This is a genomic window from Burkholderia sp. b14 (assembly GCF_900156195.1).
Taxonomy (GTDB): Bacteria; Pseudomonadota; Gammaproteobacteria; order Burkholderiales; family Burkholderiaceae; genus Mycetohabitans.
Map to the genome: position 1 here is coordinate 529718 of NZ_FTPJ01000003.1, position 24751 is coordinate 554468.

Below are 24751 nucleotides of genomic sequence, written 5' to 3' on the forward strand. Positions count from 1 at the left end.
AAGCCAGATAGTTTAGCAAACTATTGACTCGTGACGTCGGAAATCGCGGTTTTACTCCGTCTGGCGCACGATTTTGCCCATGCACCGCGCGGCGTCGTGCCTACGCTACGGATGGCAGCGCGCGCCGCGTTTGGTAAGCTTCGGTTCACCCCGTTGTCGAGCGGTCAACCCCAAGACACTAGGAGACAGGTTGTTCCGATGCCTGCTTCTTCATCTCATCGCACCGATGCTCGCCCGGCTGCCGCCACGGCTGTGCAGCCACCCCATGCCGGGACCCGGCATGGCGCACCCGTTATGCCACGCTGCTGGAGGCTGCACGCGGACATGCCGACCACGTTGCTGTCCGGCGCACTCGATTCCGACGCGCTGGCGCAGCTAAGCGAGCATTTCGCCCGCTGCTTTTCGCCGGTGCCGGGCCCCATGTCGCTGGATTCGGCCATTCGCAACGCACCGACGCTGCTCAACGATACCGCGGAGCAGCGTCGATGCGTCAAATTCCCCTCTCTACGCTAGACTCTTCAACAGGAGCGACATGACTTCTGCCGACCAATCCGGCCTGACCCAGTTCCTCACCTACCGCATACACGTGCTCAACAAGCTGTCCGAGCGCGGCATCAGCGAGCTTTATCAGCGCAAAATCGGCATATCGATCGCCGAGGCGCGCGTGATCGCAGCCGTCGGCGCATTCGGGCCGTTCTCGGTCATGGAACTGGCCCGGCACGCCAATCTCGACAAGAGCCAGGCAAGCCGCGCCGCGGAAGCCTTGATGCGGCGCGCGCTACTGCAGCGCCAAGCAAGCCGCGACGATGGACGTATCGTCGTCGTGTCGCTGACCCCGGCCGGGCGTGCGCTGTATCGCAAAATCATGCCGATCGCGCGGCGCTGGAACGACGACATGTTCGCTGTGCTTGGCGAGCGCGAGCATGCCCAACTGAGCCGGCTGCTCGATAAGGTGATTGCCGCAGCGCGCCACGCGGAGGTATTGACGGCACAGAAAACGATTAAACCGCGCGCCAAACGCGCGAGCGCGTCGTCACGCTAGCCGCGCTCGCGGCCGGCGCCGCGCGCATCGGGCGCAAGCCGGGCGGCCGCCTTGACGCCGGCATCAAGCGCATACTCAGCGGCGGCATTCTGATTGTCGAATATCGCGTCGATCATCTGCCGCATGACCCACCCCTCGCGCAGCTTCGCGTCAAGCCGAGAAATGAAGTAAGTGGACGTCCATTCGCCTGGCCGCGTCGAACTCTGCATCGTGCGAACGATAAAATTGCCGACGATCCTTTCGGCCATCTGATTATCCTGCAAAGGGGTAGCGGGTTGCCGACGATGACGGCACGATCGGCACGCGGGCGTAGCTCGGCCCGGCACACGGCCCGCTGCTCGCGCACGGCCCTCGCCGGCGCCCTGATAGCGGCCGTGAGGTACGCTGGCGATAGATCTGTGGTGCGAGGAAGGGGACTCGAACCCCTACACCCTTGCGGGCGTCAGGACCTAAACCTGGTGCGTCTACCAATTTCGCCATCCTCGCATCCAGGGGCGCATTGCACGCCACCCGGTTGTGCTGTTCTGCGTCGCCGAAGGTCGATCAGCCTGACCCGAGCGCTGCAAGGACAAGATTCTAACCGATTCGCCGCGCGTTGTCTGCATCGCGTGTACGGGCAATGTTAAACTTTGGTGCTTTGCGCGTGGTACACGCCGCGCGCGCTCTTGCATGTTTCGCTTCGCGTGAATATCGACGATTATTGCCAGCAAAAGGCGGCCCCGGCCGGATCCAGCACGTATTATGCGCTGCGGCGGGCGCCGCTGACCGCGCAGCCGTTGTTGACCGCGCTGTACGCATTGCATCGGGAGCTGGCTGAAAGCGTCAGCGAGGTGAGTGACCCCGCCGTCGGGCGCGCCAAACTCGCCTGGTGGCAGAGCGAATTCGGCGCCCTCGCACAGGATGCGCCGACCCATCCGGTGACGCAGGCGATCGCCCGCCATTACGCTAACACGGCGCCGGTCGGAACGTTCATGACGTGGCTGTCCGGTTACCAAATGGACTTGGACCAGGCACGCTATCTCGATTTCGCGGGACTGCACCGTTACGTGGAGCAGGTGGGCGCTGCATTGGCAAATACTGTGGCCGGGGTCACCGCGCGCGAGCCGGCCAGCCTAGCGTCATGGGCCCCGGCGCTCGGGCGGGCGTTGCTGCTTGCCGATATCGTCGAGCGCACCGGCGAGGACGCGCGACGCGGCCGTATCTACATCCCGATTGATGAAATGCAGCGATTCGGCGTGACAGCCGCCGACATCCTGCATCGTCGCTACGGCGAAGGCTTCACGCAATTGATGTCGTTCCAGGTCGAGCGTGCGCGTCGCGCGCTCACCGAGGCGCTCGGCGCGATGCCGGCCGCCGAGCACCGGACGCAGCGCGTGCTCCGCGCGCAAGCCGCCATGTCGCTGGCGCTGCTGCACGAACTCGAGGCAGAAGACTATCGCGTGCTGCATCAGCGCATCGCGCTAACGCCGCTGCGCAAGTTGTGGATTGCCTGGTGCACGCGCTGACGCACTTTTGCCCGCAACGGCACCCATCCCCGGGCGCCCGTCATCTCCGGGCGCCTGCTCAGCGCAACAACCCCGGCAACCTATCAAACCGTGCACCAAGCACGGGGGCGGCCTCGATACCCCACCCCTGCTGCAGCACCGTCGCATAAAGCGAGCGGAAATCGATACCGAGAGGCAGATAGCCGTCACCATCGAGCTGGCTCAGTTGCGGCGCGACACCATAGAATCCGCCCCGCACGCGTCCACCGGCAACGAAGTGTGCGGCAACGGTACCGTGTTCGGTGCCGCCATCGGCGTTTTCGTCGGCATGGCGGCCGAATTCCGCATATGTCATGATCAGCGCTGACTCCCAACAGCCGAGTTCTGTCAACGCGCCGCGCAGCGCGACCATGCCATCGGCCAACTGTGCGAGCAACGCGGCATGCCGTGCCGGCTGATTATGGTGGGTGTCGAAACCGCTCAACGTAAGCCGAATCACGGGTGGGGCATGCGTCGGATCGTGGCGCGCGAGAGCAAGCCGCTGCATAGCGTGACTGATTGCCGTGCCGAACGCGTCACGGGCAAAGCGGGTCGCAAACTGATCGCCGAGATCCCCATATTCGGGCGATGGCCCCCGCCTGGGTAATCGCCCCTGCTCTCGCGAAGGTCCGGGCCCAGGCAATTCCTCTCCTGGCAACGGTAGCTGCACTGACAATGGCGACTGCCCTGGCGACGGCGGTTGCCCCGCCGATGGTGCGAAGGCTCGGGCCAGCCAGCCGTCATGCCAGTATTCGTGCGATGCCGATGCGGTTTCCCAGATTTCCCGTGAACGGTAGTGAGACAGGTTCGGCCGCGGGTAGCCCACGCCTTGCACGATGGCGAGCGACGCGTCGTCCCACCACGGCTTCAGCGCGGCCAACGACGGATGCAGGCCGGTGCCCCCGTTAAGCGGAATCACTTGTTCGCGCGCGATCCCAATCGTCGGCCTTAGCTGCCGATAGCGCGGATCCTCATACGGAATGACTGTATTCAACGCATCGTTGCCGCCACTAAGCTCGATCAGGATCAACGTCATCCGGTGGGCCGGCGCTTCACGGCCACGCGCGGCAACCATTGCATGTGGCGCCCGCGCCGCAAGTAGCCCCGGCGAGCCGGGTACGCACAGTGCGCACAGCGCGGCGCCACCAACAGTAAGAAATTGTCTCCGATGCACGGTCTGGCAAGGTTAGCTGGCGTTCAAAACGCTTGATGAGAATCCGTCAGCGCCGCAGCATCATGATCGCGCGGCGGCCAAGCTTATCGCTTGTACAATTCGCGCACGGCATCTTCGATATGCTGGCGCAGCAAACGCCGCTCTTCCGGTGTCATGCGTCCATCGCGTCTGCGCTGCTGGTCGAACTCGGTGGGCACGGCGGAGCGATTCGCCGCCTCGCTGGTAGGCGGCTGGGCCGGCTTGGGCGGCGTGTACCAGTGTAGCCCCTTGGGAGGCGACGGCCGCTCGCGGTTATCTTGCGCAAACGCCGGACTCGTGTGGACGATTGGGCCGGTTACGGCACCGCCCAGGGCAAGCCCGAGCGCGCCTGCCCTGACGTATCGCACCCACTCCGTCATGTCGTTCCCTTCGTTGCTTGCGACAATATCTTGCTCTTCGTTGCGACCATAGGACCCTTGCTTATAACGAAGTCTACGCGTGGCCGGTTTACCACATGCGTCGGCATGGGTAAATTTTGTAACCTTGTGTAACCCTATAATGAAGCCCACCTCGTGTTCGGTCCTAACGCGCTAAGATTCCGCCATGGAAACCAAAAGCCCATCAAAAATTCTCGTGGTCGATGACGATCCTCGTTTGCGCGACCTGTTGCGTCGCTATCTAGGCGAACAGGGCTTCAACGTATATGTGGCGGAAAACGCGCCTTCGATGAACAAGCTGTGGGTCCGCGAGCGCTTCGACCTGCTCGTGCTCGACCTGATGCTGCCTGGTGAGGACGGCCTGTCGATCTGCCGCCGCTTACGCGGCAGCAACGACCGCACGCCGATCATCATGCTTACCGCAAAGGGAGAGGATGTGGATCGCATCGTTGGCCTCGAAATGGGAGCGGACGATTATCTCCCGAAACCGTTCAATCCTCGCGAGCTTGTTGCGCGCATTCATGCGGTATTGCGTCGCCAAGCGCCATCGGAGTTGCCCGGCGCGCCATCAGAGACAGCGGAAGTGTTCGAGTTCGGCGAGTTCGCGCTGAACCTGGCCACCCGTACGCTGACCAAGAATGGGCAGGAGATCCCGCTGACCACCGGCGAGTTTTCGGTGCTAAAGGTGTTTGCGCGCCATCCGCGCCAGCCGCTGTCGCGAGAAAAGCTGATGGAGCTGGCGCGCGGCCGCGAATATGAGGTATTCGACCGCAGCCTCGACGTGCAGATCTCGCGACTACGCAAGCTAATCGAGCCCGATCCGGGCAGCCCGCGCTTCATCCAGACCGTGTGGGGCTTGGGCTACGTGTTCATTCCCAATGGCGCTGCCTGAACATGCACCGCGCGATACACGTCCCGGCTTGACGGCTCATTACACTAACGCCCTCCTACGATGCGCATCGACCGTCGGTTACTAACGCTCGCGTTCGGCGGTTTATTCTGGCGCACCTTCCTGCTGATTGCTTTATTGATCGCAGTGAGTTTAGCCTCATGGTTCCAGAGTTTCCGGGTGATCGAGCGTGAGCCGCGCGCCGAGCGCGTCGCGATGCAACTGGTGGCGATCGTCAAGCTTACGCGCACTGCGCTGCTGTACTCTGACCCGGATCTGCGGCGCGCGCTGCTGCAGGACCTGGAAAGCAACGAGGGCGTCCGGGTCTACCCGCGCGAGCCCACCGATGTGTACGCGCTACAGCCGGACGAATTATTGACGCGGCTGATCGAGAAGAATATTCGCGCACGGCTCGGCGAGGATACTATCGTCGCCCAGTCGGTCAATGACATACCGGGCGTGTGGATCAGCTTCAAAATCGATGACGACGACTACTGGGTCGCGCTGGACCGGGAGCAGCTCGACACCGTCACCGGCCTACAATGGTTCGGCTGGGGCACGTTTGCGCTGGCACTGTCGCTGTTCGGGGCGGCATTTATCACGAGTCTAGTGAACCGGCCGTTCTCGCGGCTGGCGATGGCGGCACGCCGCGTCGGCCAGGGACAGACGCCGGGGCCGCTGCCCGAACGTGGGCTCGGCGTCGCAGCCGAGACAAACCGCAGCTTTAACCAGATGGTTCGCGATTTGCAGCAACTCGAGGCGGACCGCGCGCTGATGCTTGCCGGCATCTCGCACGATTTGCGCACGCCGCTGGCCCGCCTGCGGCTCGAAACCGAAATGAGTCCGTCGGACGACACGACGAAAGCCGCGATGATCGATGATATCGAGCAGATGGACAGGATTATCGGTCGTTTCCTCGACTATGCGCGTCCGGTGCAGCGAGCGCCAGAGCGCGTCGATTTGTCCATGATCGCTAGCGAAGCAGTCACGCGTATGGCATCGGAAGATGGCGTGCGCATCACCACGCGGCTGTCGCAAGGCGCACTGGTCGACGCAGACGCAACAGATCTGCGCCGCGTGGTCGGCAACTTGCTCGAAAACGCCCGCAAGTACGGACGCAACGCGGAGGATGGCATCCCGCACATCACGATCGAGACGCAGCTCGTGCAGGCCCGCGTCGAGTTATCGGTGCTGGACGAGGGTCCGGGCATCCCGGATGACCAACTCAGCTTGGTGACCCGCCCGTTCTACCGTGTGGATACGGCCCGCAGCCAGGCCGATGGCACCGGGCTGGGCATGGCGATCGTGCAGCGACTCGTCAGTCGCTACCGCGGCTCGCTGCGGCTGCGCAATCGCGTGCCCGGCCCGGGGCTGGAGGTCACGATCGATTTTCCGCTCAGCCGCAATGGCCGTCCAGAGTCGGTCTGATACGCGCATCGGCGCATGAAGGCCACCCTCGGCGCAACGCCAACACGCGGCCGATTGCACCTTCGGGCGGATGCCGGCGGACGGCAGCGCCCGACGCCACACCCTTGCTTGCCGCAGCAGCGGCGTCTCAGTAGCTGGCGAGCAGCACTACGGCCTGTGCCTCAATGGCCTCGCCGCGACCGAGATAGCCTAGCTTTTCGTTAGTCTTCGCCTTGACGTTGACCGCGTCGCCGCCCAGGCTAAGATCCGCCGCAATGTTCTCGCGCATCGCCGGAATATGTTTGGCCAGCTTGGGTTGCTGCGCAATCACCGTGCTATCCACGTTGACGATGCGATAGCCCGCTTGCGCCACCCGCTGCGCCGCCTCGCGCAGCAGCACCCGGCTGTCGGCGCCGGCAAAGTGCGGATCGGTATCGGGGAAATGACGGCCGATGTCACCCAGCGCCGCAGCGCCGAGCAGCGCATCAGTGATCGCGTGCAGCAGCGCATCGGCGTCCGAATGGCCGAGCAGCCCGCATTCGTAGGGCACCGTCACGCCGCCGAGTATCAGCGGCCGCCCCGGCACGAGCGCATGCACGTCGTAGCCCTGGCCAATTCGCAAATTCATTTGTCGCTCTCCTGCTGGGTTGAGTGGACTGCGCGCCGCGGCAAGCTGAGCGTGGCGCGACGGGCGTAGCAGTGTTCAGCGCGCCGCATCATGCGTGAGGAACGCTTCGGCTAGCGCGAAATCTTCCGGATACGTCACCTTGAAGTTGCGCAGGCTGCCCTGCACGACCCGAGGGGCGTAACCGAGCGATTCGAGCGCACAAGCCTCGTCGGTCACTGCATGGCCACGCGCCTGTGCCTGCACGAGCGCCTCGCGCAGCATGCCGATGCGGAACATTTGCGGCGTCTGCGCCTGCCACAGATGGTCGCGCGGCTCGGTGGCGCCGATACGCGGTGTCGCCGGGTCGTCGCTGCCCGCAGCACACTGCGACAGATTGACCCGCTTGAGTGTGTCGGCCACCGGCATCGCCACGATGCCGCCAACCGGGTCGTCCCGCACAGCGGTTACCAGCGCGCGGATCAGCCCCGGCGTAATACCCGGTCGGGCCGCATCGTGGACCAGGACCCAGTCATCGTCTCGCGCGCCGAATTCGGCCAGCGCGAGCAGCCCGTTGTGCACCGATGCGTGCCGAGTTTCGCCGCCGCAGCGCTTGACCGCGTAGCGCAACGCGCCGAAGCGCCGCGGATCGAAATAGCCATCGTCGGGCGCGAGCACCACTAGGGTTTGGGTAAACTCCGAGCATGCATCGAACGCCGCCAGCGAGTAGTACAACAGGTTGCGTCCGGCAATCGTCCGGTACTGCTTTGGGATTGGCGAACCCGCGCGCGAGCCGGTGCCGGCGCAAGGAATCAGGGCAAACAGGCGGGAGGTCACGAAAGTCGCACAATCTGTGCAGAGTCAAAATGAAAGACGGATTTTATAATAGACGGTTCAAGTTGCCGCCCGCAGCCCTCATTGCCTGCTCATGCCAGATTATTCCGCTACCCCGCCCGACTCACCGTCCGCCCCGTTCTCCTGCCCCGTTCCATTCATCAAGGAAGGCCATCGCTATGCGTTCGATGGCGCATCGGGGTCCGCCGATGCGCTGGCGATTGCGCGCTACTATTTGGCGTATCGTGACCGCATGCCGATGCTCACGCTGATCTGCGCGAGCGCGGTCGATGCGCAGCGCCTGCAGCAGGAAATCGGTTGCTTTGCGCCCGGTGTGCGCGTGCGGCTTCTACCAGACTGGGAAACCCTGCCATACGATACCTTCTCGCCGCACCAGGACCTGATTTCGGAACGGCTCGCCACGCTGCACGACCTGGGCGAAGGACGCTGCGACATACTCGTCGTGCCGGCCACGACCGCGTTGTATCGGATGCCGCCGGCCACGTTCATGGCCGCGTACACTTTCGAGTTCAAGCAAGGCCAGCGGTTAGACGAAGCCAAGCTCAAGTCGCGGCTTACGCTGGCCGGCTACGAGCACGTGAGTCAGGTCGTGCGTCCGGGCGAATATTGCGTGCGCGGCTCGCTGATCGATTTGTTCCCGATGGGCTCATCGCTGCCGTACCGGATCGACCTGTTCGACGACCAAGTTGATTCGATTCGCGCATTCGATCCCGATACGCAGCGCAGTCTTTACCCGGTGCGCGACGTACGCTTGCTGCCGGGACGCGAGTTCCCATTCGACGAAGCCGCACGCACTGCGTTTCGCAGTCGATGGCGTGCCGAATTCGAAGGCGATCCGTCCCGCGCGCCGATCTACAAGGACATCGGCAATGGCGTGCCGTCGGCAGGTATCGAATACTACCTGCCCCTGTTCTTCGACGACACCGCGACGCTGTTCCACTACCTGCCCGAGCACACGCATTTGGTGCTGGTCGGCGATATCGAGGCGTCGATCCGGCAGTTCAGCGACGAGACGAAGCAGCGGCACGCGTTTCTGTCGCATGATCGCGAGCGCCCGATCCTGGCGCCCGCGCGACTATTTCTATCCGAGCAGGACTTCTTCACATTGGCCAAGCCGTTTGCGCGGCTCTCGCTGGGTGCGAAGCCCTCGGACGACGCCAAGCGCTGGTCGATGCCGCTGCCGTCGCTGGCAGTCGACCGGCACGCGCACGATCCGCTCGACGCGCTGCGCCGCTATCTCGACACGGCGGGTCAGCGGGTTCTGCTCGTCGCGGAGTCAGCTGGACGCCGCGAAACCATCGCCCAATTGCTCGCCGAGCACCATCTGCGAGCGTCGCTGTTCGATTCGTTCGACGCGTTCGTACAAGGCGACGCGCCGTTCGGGCTGGCCGTTGCGCCTCTTGCATCCGGCTTCGTGCTACCGGCCGAACATATTGCGCTGGTCACCGAAACCGAGCTATACGGGCCGCTCGCGCGCCGCGCCAGCCGTCGGCGCCAGGAACAGGCCAGCGATGTCGATTCGATGGTGCGCGATCTGTCTGAACTGAAGGTCGGCGACCCTGTCGTTCATAGCCAGCACGGAATCGGACGGTACATGGGCCTGGTGACGATGGATCTGGGCGAAGGCGATACCGAGTTTCTGCACTTGGCGTATCAGGGCGACAGCAAGCTGTACGTGCCGGTGTCGCAGTTGCACGTGATCTCTCGCTACGGCGGCGCCGATCCGGACAGTGCACCGTTGCACTCGCTCGGCTCGGGCCAATGGGAGAAAGCCAAGCGGCGCGCCGCCCAGCAGATCCGAGATACCGCAGCGGAGCTGCTGAACCTGTATGCGCGCCGCGCAGCGCGCCAGGGCCACGCGTTCGAGCTGGACCCGCGCGATTACGTGCGCTTTGCAGAAAGCTTCGGTTTCGACGAGACGCCGGACCAGGCCGCCGCCATCGCCGCAGTGATCGGCGATATGACCAGTGGCAAGCCGATGGACCGGCTGGTGTGCGGCGACGTCGGGTTCGGCAAAACCGAAGTGGCGCTACGTGCGGCCTTCATCGCGGTGCTCGGCGGCAAGCAGGTGGCGTTGTTGTCGCCAACGACGCTGCTGGCCGAGCAGCACATGCAAACCTTCACCGACCGGTTTGCCGACTGGCCGGTGCGCATTGCCGAGTTATCGCGGTTCAAGTCCGCCAAGGAGGTCAGTGCTTCGATCCAGGCGATCAACGACGGCAACGTCGACATTGTGATCGGCACCCACAAGCTGCTATCCGCAGAGGTGCGCTTCAAGCGCCTGGGGCTCGTGATCATCGACGAGGAGCACCGCTTCGGCGTGCGGCAAAAGGAGGCCCTCAAGGCGCTGCGCGCGGAAGTCGACGTGCTGACATTGACCGCTACGCCAATCCCTCGCACGCTGGGCATGGCGCTGGAAGGGTTGCGGGACTTCTCGGTGATTGCCACCGCGCCGCAAAAACGCTTGGCCATCAAAACCTTCGTGCGACGCGAGGAAGACAGTGTGATCCGCGAAGCGATGTTGCGCGAGCTGAAGCGCGGTGGCCAAGTCTACTTTCTGCATAATGAGGTTGAGTCGATCGACAGCCGCCGCGCGGCACTCGAAGCGCTGGTGCCCGAAGCCCGCATTGCGGTCGCGCATGGCCAGATGCATGAGCGCGAGCTTGAGCGCGTGATGCGCGACTTCGTGGCGCAACGGGCCAATGTGCTGCTGTGCACGACGATCATCGAAACGGGGATCGACGTGCCGAGCGCCAACACAATCCTGATTCATCGCGCCGACAAATTCGGCTTGGCCCAACTGCACCAGTTGCGGGGCCGTGTCGGTCGCTCCCATCACCAAGCGTACGCCTACTTGCTGGTCAACGACCCGCAGTCGCTGAGTCGGCAGGCGCAGCGCCGCCTCGAAGCGATCCAGCAAATGGAGGAACTGGGGGCCGGCTTCTATCTCGCGATGCATGATCTGGAGATCCGCGGCACTGGGGAGGTGCTGGGCGACAAGCAGTCCGGTGACATCCAGGAAATTGGCTTCCAACTCTATACCGATATGCTCAACGACGCCGTGCGCGCGTTGAAGGATGGCCGCGAGCCGGACTTAAACGCGCCGCTGGCCGCTACCACCGAGATCAACCTGCATGTGCCGGCCATCCTACCGGCCGAGTATTGCAGCGACGTGCAGGAGCGCCTGTCACTGTACAAGCGACTGGCCAGTTGCGAGGCTGACGAGGCTATCGACGCCATCCATGAAGAGCTGATCGACCGCTTCGGCAAGCTGCCAGCACAGGCGCAGGCGCTGATTGAAACGCATCGACTGCGGCTGGCCGCCAAGCCGCTGGGCATCATCAAGATCGACGCAGCGGAAAGCGCAATCGGGCTGCAATTCGTGCCGAATCCGCCGATCGACGCGATACGCATCATCGAAATGGTGCAAAAACACCGGCACATCAAGCTGGCGGGGCAAGACAAGTTGCGGATCGAGCTGCACAGTCCTGACCTGGCGAGCCGGGTCGCGACAGTCAAGGAAACGCTGCGGGCGCTGGGCGCACCGGGCAAGCAGCGAGCCAACGCGTGAGTGGCGCCACGCTGTACCGCTCACGCATGTCGTGTAACCGTTTGAGTCAAATGCCGTGTGCACGACACTAGGGAATTTACGTCCCGCAGCTTTGGAACGAATTCGTTTTTGGGTATGATCGACTCGTGATCAATGGGAGCCACACTATGTCTGCATCCGCGACATCGGCACCGGCCGGTCCATCGGCGGCACCGCCGGGTACTCCGCCCTCGTCTGACCTGCCCGCCAGCGCCGCCGCCATTACGTGGACCGAGAAGCTAATTAGCTTCGATACCACGAGCCGCCTGCCCAACCTCGGATTGATTGAAACAGTACGCGACTACCTGCGCTCAGTCGGTCTCGACGCGACGCTGACGTACGACGAAACAGGGCAATGGGCCAATCTGTTCGCCACCGTGCCGGCTCATGACGGCACCACGCACGGCGGCATCGTGCTATCCGGCCACACTGATGTGGTACCAGTCGACGGACAGCAATGGGACAGCGATCCTTTCGTTGCCCGCATCGACGACGGTAAACTCTACGGGCGCGGCAGCTGCGATATGAAAGGGTTCATTGGCACCGCGCTCGCGCTGCTGCCGCACATGCAGTCGACCAAGCTCGCCAAGCCGATTCATTTCGCGCTGTCATTTGACGAGGAAGTGGGTTGCGCCGGCGCACCCCTGCTACTCGCGGATCTGCAAAAGCGCGGCCTGCGACCCGAAGGATGCATCGTCGGCGAGCCGACCAGCATGCGCCCGATCATTGCCCACAAGGGGATCAATGCATACCGCTGCTGCGTGCGCGGGCACGCAGCCCACTCATCGCTGACGCCACAGGGACTCAATGCAATCGAGTATGCGGCGCGGCTGATTTGCCACATACGCGACGTCGCGCAGCGCTACCGCTCGCAGGGGCCGTTCGACACGCTCTACGACGTGCCATTTACGACTGCCCAGACCAGTACGATCATGGGCGGCAATGCGATCAATACGGTCCCAGCGCACTGCGAATTCCAGTTCGAATTCCGCAACCTGCCGACGATGGATCCGCAAGCCATCTTGGCGCAAATCGAGACGTATGCGCGTGATACGCTGCTGCCGCAGATGCGCCGCGAGCATCCGGACGCAGCCATCGAGATCTCAGAGATCGCCGCTGCCCCGGGGCTGGATGCCAGCGAGCAGGCGGCGATCACGCAACTGGTACGGGCGCTGACCGCCGATCAGGACAAGCGCAAGGTCGCCTACGGCACCGAGGCCGGCCTGTTCCAGCGTGCCGGGATCCCGACCGTCGTCTGCGGTCCGGGCAATATCGAGCAAGCCCATAAGCCAAACGAATTTGTTTCGCTCGAGCAACTTGGCGCGAGCGAGTCGTTCATTCGCAAACTGATCACCAGTCTCGAGGTTCATGCACATGTCTGACTGGGCCGCGCCGCCGCCTGTTTCAAAGCCGTTGCCCGCGTCCGCGGCGAACCTATCGACAACGCCCGCGTCGATCGACGGCCAACGCGTACCGACGCTGGATGATATCGCCGCGCAGCACCTAGCGCTCGCCCCTTGGGTGATTCGCACGCCAACCTTCGATCGCAGCGATTTTCCGTCCCTCGAAGGCACAACGATCAACTTCAAGTTCGAGTTATTCCAGGCCGCAGGCTCCTTCAAAGTGCGCGGCGCGTTCTCCAACCTACTGGCGCTGAACGACGCGCAGCGTAGCGCTGGCGTCACGTGCGTGAGTGCCGGCAATCACGCGGCCGCCGTCGCGCACGCCGCGATGCGTCTGGGTATCAGCGCTAAGGTGGTGATGCTTAAGACAGCCAGCCCGACGCGCATCGAGTTGTGTCGGCAGTACGGCGCCGAAGTGGTGTTCGCCGACGACGGCGCGCAGGCGTTCGACAAGGTCCGACGCATCGGGGCAGACGAGCGGCGCTGCTTCATCCATCCGTTCAATGGGTATCGCACCGTGCTCGGCACGGCGACGCTCGGCTACGAATGGGCCACGCAGACGCCGGCACTGGACGCGGTGATCGTGCCGGTCGGCGGCGGCGGGCTCGGTGCGGGTGTCGCCACCGCGTTGCGCCTGGTGAACCCGTGCATTCATGTCTATGGCGTCGAGCCGGAAGGGGCCGACGCGATGAGCAAAAGCTTTGCGGCAAACCATACGGTGAAGATGGGCCCGATGCGCAGTGTCGCCGATTCGCTGATGGCGCCGCACACCGAGGCGTACAGCTACGAGTTGTGCCGCCGGCACATCGACCAGATGGTCACCGTGTCCGATGACCAGCTGCGCGTGGCTATGCTGCGCTTGTTCGAGCAACTGAAACTGGCTGTCGAGCCTGCGTGCGCGGCGGCGCTCGCCGCACTGCTTGGGCCGCTGCGCGATGTGCTCGAAGGCAAGCGCGTCGGCGTGCTACTGTGCGGCACTAACACTGACGCCGATACGCTGTACCAGCACCTAACCTACGCCCGCAAGCTGTCGAGCTAGCGTGCCCGCCGCCCCCAATTTTTGCCTCTTTCCGTCCTTCACGATTTCACCGATGAGTTCCCCCCTTCACTCGCAGCCGGACAGCCCTTGCATCGGCGTATGCTCCACCTTGTTTGACGAAGTCTGCAAAGGCTGTGGTCGGACAGCGGCGGAGGTATCGAACTGGGTATTGATGACCGACGATGAAAAGCGCATGGTCTGGGAGCGCATCACGCGCGATGGAACTGCGATGCGTTTTACGCACGCTCCCGATTGAACCGCAGGTCGATGTGGCGCCGATGAACGCGTGCCGCGGACTCGTTGGCAGTCGCACGGGGGGCGGCCCGCATACGCACTAACCAAACGGCTCAGAGCAGCGCTGCCGAGCAACAGAAACTGCGCTTGCTCGTTGACGAAGAAAGTTTGCAAGCCTTCACCGTAGCATCGGATTTATCGAATCGGTTAATCGCCACCAACGGCACACTTGTTGCGTGTCAACCGATCGTCGGGGGGCCCATCCGGCCGCCGCGTTTTCGGGAGATCGGTATGGCTACTTTATCCAAAGGCGACAAAGTCCAATGGCAAACTTCGCGGGGACGCACGGATGGCGTCGTCACCCGTAAGCTGACCGGTACCGCTAAGGCGGGCCGCCACGTTGTCAAGGCGTCTGCGCGCGACCCTCAGTACGAAGTCAAAAGCGCACGTACCGGCAAAACTGCAATCCACAAAGCGGATGCGCTGAAGAAGGTGAGCTAGCGGCTCATGGCTACAGTGTCGCGTAGCCCGACTGTGTGGTGACGCCTAAGTTGCGGTCAACGTGCAATTGCGTATAATACTGTATATGCATACAGCATTACCGGCGCGATGGAATTGCTGAAGAAGCTCGAAATTTTGGCAGATGCGGCGAAATACGACGCATCATGTGCCAGCAGCGGCGCGCCTGAACGAGATGCGCGAGCGCGTGCCGGGCTTGGTGCGAACGTGGGCGCCGGAATTTGTCATAGCTATACGCCAGATGGCCGGTGTGTGTCGTTGCTAAAGATCTTGCTGACCAATTTTTGCCAGTACGATTGTCAGTATTGCGTGAACCGGCGCTCCAGCAATGTCCCGCGCGCGCGTTTTTTGCCGCAGGAAGTCGTCAACCTGACAATGGACTTCTACCGGCGCAATTATATTGACGGCCTATTCCTCAGTTCCGGCGTGATCCGCAGCGCCGACTACACGATGGAGCAGTTGGTCCACGTGGCACGGTCACTGCGTGAAGAGCACCAATTTCGCGGTTATATCCATTTGAAGACGATCCCGGACGCCGATCCGCGGCTCATCTCAGAGGCCGGCCGATATGCCGACCGGCTTAGCGTGAACATCGAACTGCCGACCGACCGCGGCCTGCAACGGCTGGCGCCCGAGAAAAACGCGTCAACGATCAAGCGTGCCATGGGAACCATCCGTCTGGCTCGGGAACAAGCGCAAAGCGAGAAGCATGCGTCACTGAACGCGCCGGCCGGGCAAAGCACACAAATGATCGTGGGCGCTGATGATGCCGATGACCGCACCATTTTACGCACCGCGCAAACGCTGTACGGTGCATACCAATTGAAGCGCGTGTATTACTCCGCTTTCAGCCCGATCCCGGATAGCCCGTCCGCGCTCCCTTCGCAAGCTCCGCCGCTTCTACGCGAGCATCGGCTGTATCAGGCGGACTTCCTGTTACGCGGTTATGGTTTTCGTGCCGAAGAACTGTTTCAAAACGACGGCGACCTGCCGCTGGATATCAACCCTAAGCTGGCATGGGCGTTGGCGCACCGTGAATCGTTTCCGGTCGATTTGAATCGCGCGCCATCATGGCTAATCGCACGCGTACCGGGCATCGGTGTACGCAATGCAAAGCGGCTGGCGCAGCTGCGTCGCGTGCGCGCTATCCGCTATCACGATTTGATTCGCCTGCGTTGCGTGATGGATCAGGTCAAATCGTTTATTGTGGCGCAAGACTACAGGCCCGCACGAGTCGATATGCCATCGGAACAGCTGCGGCATGCACTGTCGCGCGCCCCCGTCCAATTGGCGTTGTTATGAACGGCGCGTGCCCGTCCACGCTGCTGATCGACGGTGGCTACGCCAGCTGGCGCTCGCAGGCGTTGCGCGCGCTCGCGGCGGGTTGGCCGCCAGAGGCCGTGACATGGGTCGAGCGCGGTTCGGTAACAAGCGTCACCACGGCACAAATGCCGCTGGACTACCCGACAGCCGCACCGGTCGTGTACGATGATCGGACGCAGGGATCCGGTGCGCACAGCGACAGCGCCAGCTTGCGCGTGAGCGTCTCGAGCGCGTTGGCGTCCCTGCTGCAGGACGCCGCGCTGTATCGTTCGCCGCAACGTTGGGCGCTTTTGTATCAAATCCTGTGGCGATGGTGGCATGGCGATCGAGCGGTGGCGTCGGCGGCCGACGAAGACGGCGCGCGATTGCACGCGATGGCCAGGTCCGTGCGGCGTGCCAAGCACGACATGATCGCGTATGTGCGTTTTCATCGATGTGGCGGCGCTGGGATGCCGGAATACCTGGCCTGGTACGAGCCCGAGCATGAGGTGTTGGCGTACGCCGCAGAGCACTTTGCACACCGCATGGGAACGTCGTCCTGGTGGATCGGCACGCCACAGGGCGCAGCGCTGTGGGATGGCGCGACGCTGCAGTTGTCGGCCGTATCTGGCGATGCAGCGACAATACGGACCCGTGCCGCTGTTGACGAAGTCGAGTCGCTGTGGCTCGCCTACTACAAAAGCACTTTCAATCCGGCACGGCTGAACGAAACGGCGCTGCACCAGCATATGCCGGTGCGCTTTTGGAAGCATTTACCCGAGGGATCGTTGATACCAGCAATGATCGCCGACGCGCGAAGTGGCGCGCGTCGTGTGGCGCAAGCCAGCGCAGTGCGCGCGATGACAGGCAAGCAAGTCGCCGTGGACGCGCAGCGCGCGCAGCCGTCACGGCCGATCCCGTCTTCGCTGGACGAATGCCGTCGCTGCGAATTGTGGCGCAATGCCACGCAGGCGGTGCCAGGCCACGGTCCAGAAACCGCTCGGATGATGGTGATCGGCGAACAACCGGGCGATCATGAGGACTTGACTGGCCGCGCATTCGTGGGCCCTGCCGGTCAAGTACTGGACGAGGCGTTGCGCCGCGCCGGTGTGCCGCGCGACGCGGTCTTCCTGACCAATGCGGTCAAGCACTTCAAATGGATTGCGCGCGGCAAGCGGCGTTTGCACAAAACGCCAGCACAACGCGAGGTCCACGCTTGTGCTCATTGGTTAGAGCAAGAACTGGCGCGTGTGCGGCCGGCCGTCATCGTCACACTGGGCGCCACGGCACTCGGTGCAGTCCTGCGTCGCAACGTCAACCTGCACGACTATCTGCACGCTCCTGTGCGGCTCGGTGACGCGTGGTTGATCGCCACGTGGCACCCGTCCTATGCGCTGCGGGTAGACGGCGCTGCGGCGCGGGAAGCAATCGTTGCAGCAATGGGAAAAGCCGTTGCGTGCGGACGGCAGTTGGCCACGGCAGCTGTTGACGCGCATTGACGCGGGATGCGCGCGAGGCATGCCGAACGTGTCATTAGCCCGGCTCACATGCCGCACTTTTTGTTATCGAGTAGGCTACTCAAAGCCTATATCCGCCAGGCACGATTGACGAGAACGCTGCCGGCGCAAGACGCGATACGAATTTTGTACTACATCCCTTACGATATATGATGTATGTATCATCCAAAGGAGCCGTTATGAGTCGTATCCTCGTTGACTTACCGGATTCGCAGGTCGAGGCGTTGGCGGTTATCGTGGAGACCGAACATCGTCCACGCGCTGCCATCATTCGTGACGCGATCGAGTCGTATATCTCCCAGCGCAAGCGCACACTTGGGGCAGACGTCTTCGGGTTGTGGGAGAACAAGAAGCTCGACGGTCTTGCCTACCAGCAGAAGCTTCGCTCCGAATGGTAAAGGCACTCTTCGACACGAACATCCTGACCGACTATCTAAGCGGGATCAGCGCTGCAAGGAAGGAGCTGGAGCGCTATGAATATCGTGCAATCAGCACGATTACCTGGATGGAGATTCTTGTTGGTGCCGCCACAGAGGAAGAATCCGTAATTCGAGCATGGCTCGGCTCATTCGATGTAGTCGCCCTCGATAATGCGATTGCGAACCGGGCAGTGGAGATTCGGAAGACCAAACGGGTTCGGTTGCCGGATGCCATTGTGTGGGCGACGGCACAGGTGCACTCGCTGCTGCTTGTTTCACGAAATACGAAAGATTTCCCTGCGGACGAACCAGGCGTGCGCGTCCCGTACAAAATCTAGGATCACGTCACCTCTGCGCGTTCGATCTCCCGCAACAGTTCATCCAGCCGAGCCGGCTTGACCAAATGCAGATTGAACCCGGCATCGGATGCAGCCCGCTTGTCGCTCTGCTGCCCATAACCAGTCAATGCGATCAGCAGCGCGCGTGCGGTCCGTGGTTGCGCACGCAGCGCTTTGGCCACCTGGTAGCCGTTTGCATGCGGCAACCCAATATCCAGTATCGCCACTTGGGGTTCGAACGTTTGCGCCATTTCGATTGCCGACACGCCGTCGTGCGCGACACGCACAATATGGCCTGACAACTCCAGCAACACCTGCAAAGACATCGCCGCATCGGTATTGTCGTCGGCGATCAGCACCCGTCGCTGGTTTGCAGCAGCGCAAGCGGCGGGCTCACGCGACGCCTTGTCGGCGCGCTCACGCTGCACCACGTCGGCCAGTGGCAATCGAATTACGAATCTAGAGCCCCGTCCGGGCCCGTCCGAATACGCAGTCGCCGATCCGCCGTGCAACTCCGCAAGCTCGCGCACCAACGCTAGTCCGATGCCCAGGCCCCCGCCAGCCTGTTCCATCGATTTGCTCGACTGCATAAACGGGTCGAACACAGACGGTAGTTCTTCCGACGATATGCCGATGCCGTTGTCCTGCACACAAACGGCAACATCGGTGTCGCCAATATCAAGCCGAAGCTCGATCCGGCCGCCATCGGGCGTATACTTTGCCGCGTTCGACAGCAGGTTGCCGATGATTTGTGCGATGCGGATGCTGTCACCGACGACCGGGCAAGCTGTAGTTGGCACGGTCACCGACAACGTGTGTCCCTTGCTGTCGAGCAACGGCTTACTCGTTTCGACCGCCGTCTCGACGACTGCCTTCAAGTCCAGCGCAGCGATTTGCAGCACGATCTTTCCGTACGAAATGCGGGACACGTCCAGCAGATCGTCGACCAGCCGTCCCAAATGCGCCAGCTGGCGACTGGCGATAAGTCGGGCATCCGCGCGCATTGCCTCGGTTGCTCCGTACTTGGGATCGAGCAATTCAATTGCATTGCGAAGCGGTGCGAGAGGATTGCGTAATTCGTGTGCAAGCGTCGCGAGGAACCGGTTCTTACGCCGATCCGCCTCCCGCAGCGCTTTCTCGGCCGCATGCAGCCGCAGCAATGCCCGCACGTTGGCGACCAGCTCGGCTGCATCGACCGGTTCGGTCAAGTAGCTGTCCGCACCGCCGTCTAGCGCGAGAATCTTGTCGTGCGATTGCACAGCAGCCGCTGACGTTTGTAGCACAAGCGTCGAACTCGTTGCCGCGTCCTGCTTGATCAGTTTGCACACCTCGATGCCGCTGATGTCCGGTAGTCTCACATCGAGCAACACAAGCGCCGGCTCGCGCTCACGCACAACCTGCAACGCGTCATATCCGGTCGACGCGTCGATCACCGCAAACCCCGCATGGCTCAGGATGCGCGACTTCACATAGCGGGCACCCTCATTGTCATCGACATTGACGATCAGTGTCGCTGCAGTGCTCATGCTGCCTGCCCTCCGCTGCATCCACGCATGTGTATCGTCCCGGCCGTCGCATGCGGCGCTTCCCCGGCTTGTACCAGACATACTGGCACGGTGACGTAAAACGTGGAGCCCGCCCCCAGTTCGCTGCATACGCGGACGTCGCCACCCAGCAGCATGGCCAGCTTACGACACAGCGGCAAACCGAGCCCCGTTCCCTTTGTACGTTGTTGGAGACGATTCTGCACCTGGCTAAACTCTTCAAAGATGATCTGGTGATGCTCCGGCGCAATACCAATGCCGGTATCTGAAACGAAGAACGTAACGCGGGTGCCGTCCGGCTCCATTCGCGCGCCGACCTCGATGCGGCCATGCTCCGTATATTTGAGCGCGTTCGATACAAAATTCCGCAGGATTTGCGTGAGCTTAGGTTCATCGGTATACAGCCTGGGTAAACCCGCCACCGACGCAAACTCGAGCTGCACGTGTGGTGTATTGAGCAGCGGCGCCAACATCGCGCGAAGCGCCGCAAACAGGCCAGCGGCGTCGAACCATACGGGTACGACATCGGTCTTGCCAGCTTCAATCTTGGCTAGATCGAGCAAATCGTCGACCATCTCGGCAAGATGCTCCGCCGCACTGAGGATCAAGGTGACTTGTCGCTCCTGTTCGCCCGTCAAGTCGCCATCAAGCCGGTTCAGCAGCAACTTCGCCAACGCTCGAATTGAACTGAGCGGCGTGCGAAGCTCATGGCTCATGTTCGACAAAAACCGTGTTTTCATCGCGTCTGCACGACGCAGTTCCTCTGCCCGCTCGTCCAGTTCCCCATAAAGCGCGACAACGCCGCGGTTGGTCGCTTCCAACTCCTGGGTTAAGCGCAGCAGGTCCTCCTGGCGTTGCCGAAACTCGGCAAGCGTGGACACCAGCTCGCGGTTCAGTTGTCGCAGTTCATCAAAGGCCTCGGTTTGCGCAACCGCTGGGGCAAGCTCGTGCGCGAGCCGGCTCACGGCATCGACGGATACGGCAGCGCGATCAGCGGGCAGCGAATCGGCCATGGTCACGAGTGTGCCGTCGCCGTCGCGCGACTGAATCGAAAAATGGCCGATCAGGCGTCGCGCACCGGCAACGCCAGTGCGCATGTCCGCCTGCTCGCCGCCGACGCCTTCCAGCACGGCGTGCAGGTCGCGGATGCCCGGCCCCCAGTCGCGCACCTCAATTCGCAGCGCGTGCGGGTGCGTCGTATCGTCGATGACAAACGTGACTTCCCCACCGCCCGCATACTCGAGTGCATTGCAGGCGATCTCCAGGACTGCGCTTGCTATGCGAGCCTGATCCAATGGCGACATGCCCAGCGCCGCCGCCAGTTCGCGTGCGCGTCGGCGTGCGACGATGGCATCTTGCTCACACTCGAGCCGGATCTGTAGCAAACGCATCGTCATGACTCAACTGGGCTCCCGTTCGGGCCTTCACGACCACGACCGTCGCGTCGTCGCGCCGACGCGAAAAATCACGATAAAGCACCGCGGCAATGATCGCTGCCGGTTGCCGGGCGAGTCCCGGATAATCGGACAAATCCCACCGCGTCCCCACGCCGTCCGAATGCAATACGAGCATTGCGTCGGCGTTCCACGCCATTTCGAACTCCTGCGCGCCACGCATCGTATGCCCAACGATGCCGTTGCGCGATATCAATTGGTAACGGTCGCGCGGCGCACCAGCATGGTCGCCAGCATTGCTCCGAGGATGCCCGGTGCCGTGCGCAACCGCCGAGATGTTTCCCGTGCCGCAAAATGTCATGCACGCCTTCACCCAATCCAGGCGTACGAGTGCGATTGCGGCACCGCGTGTACCTCGCAGCGCCGCGTCGGCCTGCTCCATCAGCCTGGCCGGCGAAATACCGGCGCCGCGCTGCACCACGTCCACGATCCCGTACGCCGCTATGTGCGCGTCAGCGCCATGCCCTAGGCCATCGGCCAACGCGAGCGTCATGCCGCGCGGATCGGATTGTGCGTACCAGGCGTCGCCACACACCTGTTGTCCGGGACAGGGTACGCAAATGCCGCCGAGCTGCGGCCCAGACAGCGTGGCATGTGCAAGTCGCTTGCGGGTCTCGCACAGCAACGCCCGCACCACCGTACCCGCGCCCGGTTGCGAGTATAAAGCGAATTGATCAGCAAGCCGACGGATCGCACCCAGGCCAGTGCCGGCCGTGCCAGCCGTAGAATGACCATCAGTGAGTGCGGCACGCACGTCGTGCATTCCAGGGCCGCGGTCCATCGCAATTAACTCAACCGCCCCGTCTAGTGGCCGCATCAACACTTCGCCGTGCCGTGCGTGTTTCAAGATGTTCGTCGCAGCCTCGGTGGTCACGATCGCCAAGCGGCCGGCATCCACCTCTCCGAAGCCGGCCTTACGCGCCGCTTCAGCGGATGTGCGGCGCGCAAATGCGACTGCGCTCGCATCCGCGATCTCCAGCGAACAGTGAGCGCCACCGCTCGGCAACGCCGCACCTAACGTGTTTTCCATTTTGTGATGATCACCTTCGTACCGTTCCCGAGCTGCGATTCGATCGTGAATTCGTCACATAGGCGGCGCGAGCCCCCCAGCCCCAGACCGAGCCCGGTCCCGGTACTGAAGCCATCCCCCAGCGCCTGATCGACGTCCGCGATACCGGGACCGGCGTCGGTGAACGTCAAACGCAGGCCGACACGTGCGCCATTGACCACCACGTGCAGCTGAGCCGTACCGCCGCCGCCATGCTGTAGCGTGTTACGGGCCAGTTCACTGGCTGCGGTCACGAACTTGGTCTGGTCGATCAACGAGAAACCGCGCGCGATGGCCTGATCGCGCACCACCTGCCGCAGCCGGACGATTTCCTCGTCCGAGCGCAGGCTTAATTCGGCTACCAGCCGCGGTGCCACCTCGTTGGCGCCGATCATCGATACGTCTGGCATGTCAACGCCGACGCTGCTGGAGCAGCGCCATGCCCTTTTCGATGTTCAGCGCCGTACACACACCATTGAGTGTGAGCCCCAACTCGACCAGCGTAATCGCGACTGACGGCTGCATGCCCACTACGACCGTCTGCGCATCGAGCACGGTCGCCATCGCCGCGGTATTGCTGATCATCCGGCCAATAAAAGAGTCCACGACATCAAGGGCAGAGATGTCGATTAACACACCTTTAGCACCGTCCTTGACGATGCGGTCGGTCAAATCGTCCTGCAGCGACATAGCGAGACGATCGTGCATATCGACCTGAATAGTGACAATCAGGTAATCGCCCAAGCGCAGAATCGGAATCCGGTCCATGATCTGACCTTACGCGGCGGGACGACCCGGTATCACCGTCGCATCGGTGCGCTGCAACGCCACCACAAAAGCATCCGCGAGCGTTGATTTGGTCGTCACATTGGTCAAATCAACGCCAAGGTGGACAATCGTCTGCGCAATCTGCGGACGGATGCCACTGATAATGCAATCTGCACCCATCAATCGCGCTGCCGCCACGGTCTTGAGCAGATGCTGAGCCACCAGCGTATCGACGGTTGGCACGCCCGTGATGTCGATGATTGCTAGGCTCGCGCCGGTTTCAACAATTTTCTGCAGCAAACTTTCCATTACCACTTGGGTGCGACCGGAGTCGAGCGTACCGATCAATGGCAACGCCAGAATTCCATGCCACAATTGCACAACGGGCGTCGACAACTCCAGCAGTTCCTCCTGCTGCCGAGAGATAATCGCCTCGCGGCTGCGCTGATAGATTTCAGTCGTATAAAGACCCAACGCGTCAAGCAATTCGTTCACTGCCCACCCGGTATCGGCGAGCATGGCGGGATTGTCAGCGAATTGGGCGCTCAGTCGCGCGTACAGCGGCCGCTTCAACGAAAACACAAAAGTCGCCGTCTCGACCGGCGTGAACCCAAGCTTAGCGCAGTGCCCGGACATTTCGGCAAGGAATGCACGCACCGGCTCCCACTGTGCATCGCTTGCGTCCAACGACGACGTGCACTCAAGCGTATCGAGAAACACATCGAGAAATCCACGGAATTGATCCCGAGCCTCGGCTTCCGTGGCCAACCCTCGACGCAATGCAACCGGCAAATGCTGATCGATCCATTCGGATAACAACACAGCGCGATGTTGACGAAGTATGTCAGCGAGGCCCGCTCCGCTGGCAGTATTCATGCGATCTCCGCTTAACAGATAGTCAATGATGCGGTTAGAAATAGAAGGGCAGCACCTTACTATAGTTCGTCACGGCAATAAACGTTGCAGCCACAAATGTCCGGATCTGCATCATGGGTGACGGGTGTACACCCGGTCACCGGGTAATCCGCCCCAAAATTTGGTGGAATTGCATGCCGCGCGGCCGAATGCCTTGAACACCGAAGCGCTGGAACGCATCGGCGCGTTGTACAAGGTCAAGGCAGAGATCCGCGACAAGCCGGTCAACCGGATCGATGAGCTGCGCCCTGGCGCCTGGCACAGGACCTGGCTTAGTCGTCGTACGCGATCGGTACTTCGGCGCAATCCAGGACAATCGAGTGCATACGGATCTCGCACCACTCCTTGAACATCTTTAGCGTACGAGCTTGCGGCCATAGACACTCGTCGACATACCAATCCTCGAGCATGCGTTCGAAGATGACCTGCCAGTGCTTGTGCAACCAACGCTTGACAGCGGCCTCGGGATCGTTACCGGCTGCAGGAACCAGGAAGGCGTTTGCATTCTCGCTAGCTTGCGCCAGCGTCAATGCCATGCCCGCAGCAGAATCGACGCTGTTGATCCAGGTAACGAACGCAGCCTTCGGCGTCGCTATGGCGACAACTCGGTTCGCTACCAAACGTGGCTCCACTGGCATCTTGGCAATCTCGGTACAAAGGCCGCCATGCTAAAGCAAGACGGTGTCGGCGCCACGTCTTACAGCCAATGTCACGCATCGGTTGCAGCAGTGGCGCTTCATGACGGGTTGAAC

General features: G+C 62.2%; 25 protein-coding genes, 1 tRNA gene and 1 pseudogene. 14 read left to right on the top strand and 13 right to left on the bottom strand.

Annotated elements, in window-relative coordinates:
• Positions 1 to 198: 198 nt before the first annotated feature.
• Both B0B13_RS07120 and B0B13_RS07125 read left to right on the top strand, forming a co-directional pair.
• Positions 199 to 513, top strand: a complete 315-nt coding sequence (locus B0B13_RS07120; protein WP_170872405.1) for a hypothetical protein — start codon at positions 199 to 201, stop codon at positions 511 to 513.
• A 19-nt stretch (positions 514 to 532) separates the two neighbouring features.
• Positions 533 to 1042 carry a MarR family winged helix-turn-helix transcriptional regulator gene (locus B0B13_RS07125; RefSeq protein ID WP_076795336.1) on the top strand — a complete coding sequence of 170 codons (510 nt, stop codon included), beginning with the start codon at positions 533 to 535 and terminating at the stop codon, positions 1040 to 1042.
• Here the strand turns inward: B0B13_RS07125 and B0B13_RS07130 are convergent.
• The gene (locus tag B0B13_RS07130) at positions 1039 to 1290 is read right to left on the bottom strand and encodes a hypothetical protein (protein ID WP_076787020.1); all 252 of its coding nucleotides are present in this window, start codon (positions 1288 to 1290) and stop codon (positions 1039 to 1041) included. The two genes, B0B13_RS07125 and B0B13_RS07130, sit on opposite strands and share 4 nt — an antisense overlap.
• 151 nt (positions 1291 to 1441) lie before the next feature.
• A tRNA-Leu gene (locus B0B13_RS07135) sits at positions 1442 to 1528 on the bottom strand.
• A gap of 197 nt (positions 1529 to 1725) precedes the next feature.
• Between B0B13_RS07135 and B0B13_RS07140 the strand changes: the two genes are divergently transcribed.
• Positions 1726 to 2547, top strand: a complete 822-nt coding sequence (locus B0B13_RS07140; RefSeq protein WP_076797198.1) for a squalene/phytoene synthase family protein — start codon at positions 1726 to 1728, stop codon at positions 2545 to 2547.
• A 58-nt stretch (positions 2548 to 2605) separates the two neighbouring features.
• Here the strand turns inward: B0B13_RS07140 and B0B13_RS07145 are convergent, their stop codons facing one another.
• A complete protein-coding gene (locus B0B13_RS07145) occupies positions 2606 to 3739 on the bottom strand; it encodes a DUF1501 domain-containing protein (RefSeq protein ID WP_076795338.1) in 1134 nt (377 codons plus the stop codon).
• Positions 3740 to 3822: 83 nt separating this feature from the next.
• On the bottom strand, positions 3823 to 4137 hold the full coding sequence (locus tag B0B13_RS07150) for a hypothetical protein (protein ID WP_076795341.1): 315 nt from the start codon (positions 4135 to 4137) through the stop codon (positions 3823 to 3825).
• Positions 4138 to 4321: 184 nt separating this feature from the next.
• Here B0B13_RS07150 and ompR point away from each other — a divergent pair, with 184 nt between their 5' ends.
• Together ompR and B0B13_RS07160 are read left to right on the top strand one after the other, a co-directional pair.
• Positions 4322 to 5047 (top strand): osmolarity response regulator transcription factor OmpR, encoded by a 726-nt coding sequence (gene ompR / locus B0B13_RS07155; RefSeq protein ID WP_076787014.1) that lies wholly within the window; start codon positions 4322 to 4324, stop codon positions 5045 to 5047.
• 60 nt (positions 5048 to 5107) lie between these two features.
• Complete coding sequence (locus B0B13_RS07160) at positions 5108 to 6472, top strand: ATP-binding protein (protein ID WP_076795344.1); 1365 nt, start codon at positions 5108 to 5110, stop codon at positions 6470 to 6472.
• 127 nt (positions 6473 to 6599) lie between these two features.
• Here the strand turns inward: B0B13_RS07160 and ispF are convergent, their stop codons facing one another.
• The gene (ispF, locus tag B0B13_RS07165) at positions 6600 to 7079 is read right to left on the bottom strand and encodes a 2-C-methyl-D-erythritol 2,4-cyclodiphosphate synthase (protein ID WP_076787010.1); all 480 of its coding nucleotides are present in this window, start codon (positions 7077 to 7079) and stop codon (positions 6600 to 6602) included.
• Between the two features lie 75 nt (positions 7080 to 7154).
• Positions 7155 to 7892 (bottom strand): 2-C-methyl-D-erythritol 4-phosphate cytidylyltransferase, encoded by a 738-nt coding sequence (gene ispD, locus B0B13_RS07170; RefSeq protein WP_076795347.1) that lies wholly within the window; start codon positions 7890 to 7892, stop codon positions 7155 to 7157.
• Between the two features lie 91 nt (positions 7893 to 7983).
• On the opposite strand from ispD, the gene mfd reads away from it, so the two are divergent.
• The 9 genes and pseudogenes from mfd to B0B13_RS07215 all read left to right on the top strand — a co-directional run bounded on the left by mfd (position 7984) and on the right by B0B13_RS07215 (position 18270).
• The gene (mfd, locus tag B0B13_RS07175) at positions 7984 to 11481 is read left to right on the top strand and encodes a transcription-repair coupling factor (protein ID WP_076795349.1); all 3498 of its coding nucleotides are present in this window, start codon (positions 7984 to 7986) and stop codon (positions 11479 to 11481) included.
• Between the two features lie 146 nt (positions 11482 to 11627).
• Positions 11628 to 12881, top strand: coding sequence for an acetylornithine deacetylase (gene argE, locus B0B13_RS07180; RefSeq protein ID WP_170872407.1), 1254 nt, complete (start codon positions 11628 to 11630; stop codon positions 12879 to 12881).
• Positions 12868 to 13941 (top strand): pyridoxal-phosphate dependent enzyme, encoded by a 1074-nt coding sequence (locus B0B13_RS07185; RefSeq protein ID WP_237573869.1) that lies wholly within the window; start codon positions 12868 to 12870, stop codon positions 13939 to 13941. The genes argE and B0B13_RS07185 overlap by 14 nt, the downstream gene beginning before the upstream one ends.
• A gap of 52 nt (positions 13942 to 13993) precedes the next feature.
• On the top strand, positions 13994 to 14197 hold the full coding sequence (locus B0B13_RS07190) for a DUF1289 domain-containing protein (RefSeq protein ID WP_076795352.1): 204 nt from the start codon (positions 13994 to 13996) through the stop codon (positions 14195 to 14197).
• 269 nt (positions 14198 to 14466) lie between these two features.
• On the top strand, positions 14467 to 14676 hold the full coding sequence (locus B0B13_RS07195; protein WP_076797201.1) for a hypervirulence associated TUDOR domain-containing protein: 210 nt from the start codon (positions 14467 to 14469) through the stop codon (positions 14674 to 14676).
• 108 nt (positions 14677 to 14784) lie between these two features.
• Positions 14785 to 15996 (top strand): putative DNA modification/repair radical SAM protein, encoded by a 1212-nt coding sequence (locus B0B13_RS07200; RefSeq protein WP_076795354.1) that lies wholly within the window; start codon positions 14785 to 14787, stop codon positions 15994 to 15996.
• A pseudogene (locus B0B13_RS07205) lies at positions 15993 to 17604 on the top strand (UdgX family uracil-DNA binding protein). The gene B0B13_RS07200 and the pseudogene B0B13_RS07205 overlap by 4 nt, the downstream one beginning before the upstream one ends.
• 88 nt (positions 17605 to 17692) lie before the next feature.
• Positions 17693 to 17911, top strand: coding sequence for a ribbon-helix-helix protein, CopG family (locus B0B13_RS07210; protein ID WP_076797202.1), 219 nt, complete (start codon positions 17693 to 17695; stop codon positions 17909 to 17911).
• Positions 17905 to 18270, top strand: coding sequence for a type II toxin-antitoxin system VapC family toxin (locus tag B0B13_RS07215; RefSeq protein ID WP_076795359.1), 366 nt, complete (start codon positions 17905 to 17907; stop codon positions 18268 to 18270). Before B0B13_RS07210 ends, B0B13_RS07215 begins: the two co-directional genes overlap by 7 nt.
• 2 nt (positions 18271 to 18272) lie before the next feature.
• Here B0B13_RS07215 and B0B13_RS07220 read toward each other — a convergent pair whose 3' ends face one another.
• From B0B13_RS07220 to B0B13_RS07255, 7 genes are all read right to left on the bottom strand, one after another.
• On the bottom strand, positions 18273 to 19796 hold the full coding sequence (locus tag B0B13_RS07220) for an ATP-binding response regulator (RefSeq protein WP_076795362.1): 1524 nt from the start codon (positions 19794 to 19796) through the stop codon (positions 18273 to 18275).
• Complete coding sequence (locus tag B0B13_RS07225) at positions 19793 to 21205, bottom strand: sensor histidine kinase (protein WP_237573870.1); 1413 nt, start codon at positions 21203 to 21205, stop codon at positions 19793 to 19795. Before B0B13_RS07225 ends, B0B13_RS07220 begins: the two co-directional genes overlap by 4 nt.
• The gene (locus B0B13_RS07230; RefSeq protein ID WP_076795367.1) at positions 21174 to 22298 is read right to left on the bottom strand and encodes an ATP-binding SpoIIE family protein phosphatase; all 1125 of its coding nucleotides are present in this window, start codon (positions 22296 to 22298) and stop codon (positions 21174 to 21176) included. The genes B0B13_RS07225 and B0B13_RS07230 overlap by 32 nt, the downstream gene beginning before the upstream one ends.
• Entirely contained in the window at positions 22283 to 22726 is a 444-nt protein-coding gene (locus B0B13_RS07235; RefSeq protein WP_370642962.1) for an ATP-binding protein, read from the bottom strand. Before B0B13_RS07235 ends, B0B13_RS07230 begins: the two co-directional genes overlap by 16 nt.
• 1 nt (position 22727) lies before the next feature.
• Positions 22728 to 23084: an STAS domain-containing protein gene (locus B0B13_RS07240; protein WP_076786982.1), complete on the bottom strand. Its 357-nt coding sequence runs from the start codon at positions 23082 to 23084 to the stop codon at positions 22728 to 22730.
• Between the two features lie 9 nt (positions 23085 to 23093).
• A complete protein-coding gene (locus B0B13_RS07245; RefSeq protein ID WP_076786980.1) occupies positions 23094 to 23960 on the bottom strand; it encodes an STAS domain-containing protein in 867 nt (288 codons plus the stop codon).
• A 311-nt stretch (positions 23961 to 24271) separates the two neighbouring features.
• Complete coding sequence (locus B0B13_RS07255; RefSeq protein WP_237573872.1) at positions 24272 to 24619, bottom strand: hypothetical protein; 348 nt, start codon at positions 24617 to 24619, stop codon at positions 24272 to 24274.
• Positions 24620 to 24751: the final 132 nt, after the last annotated feature.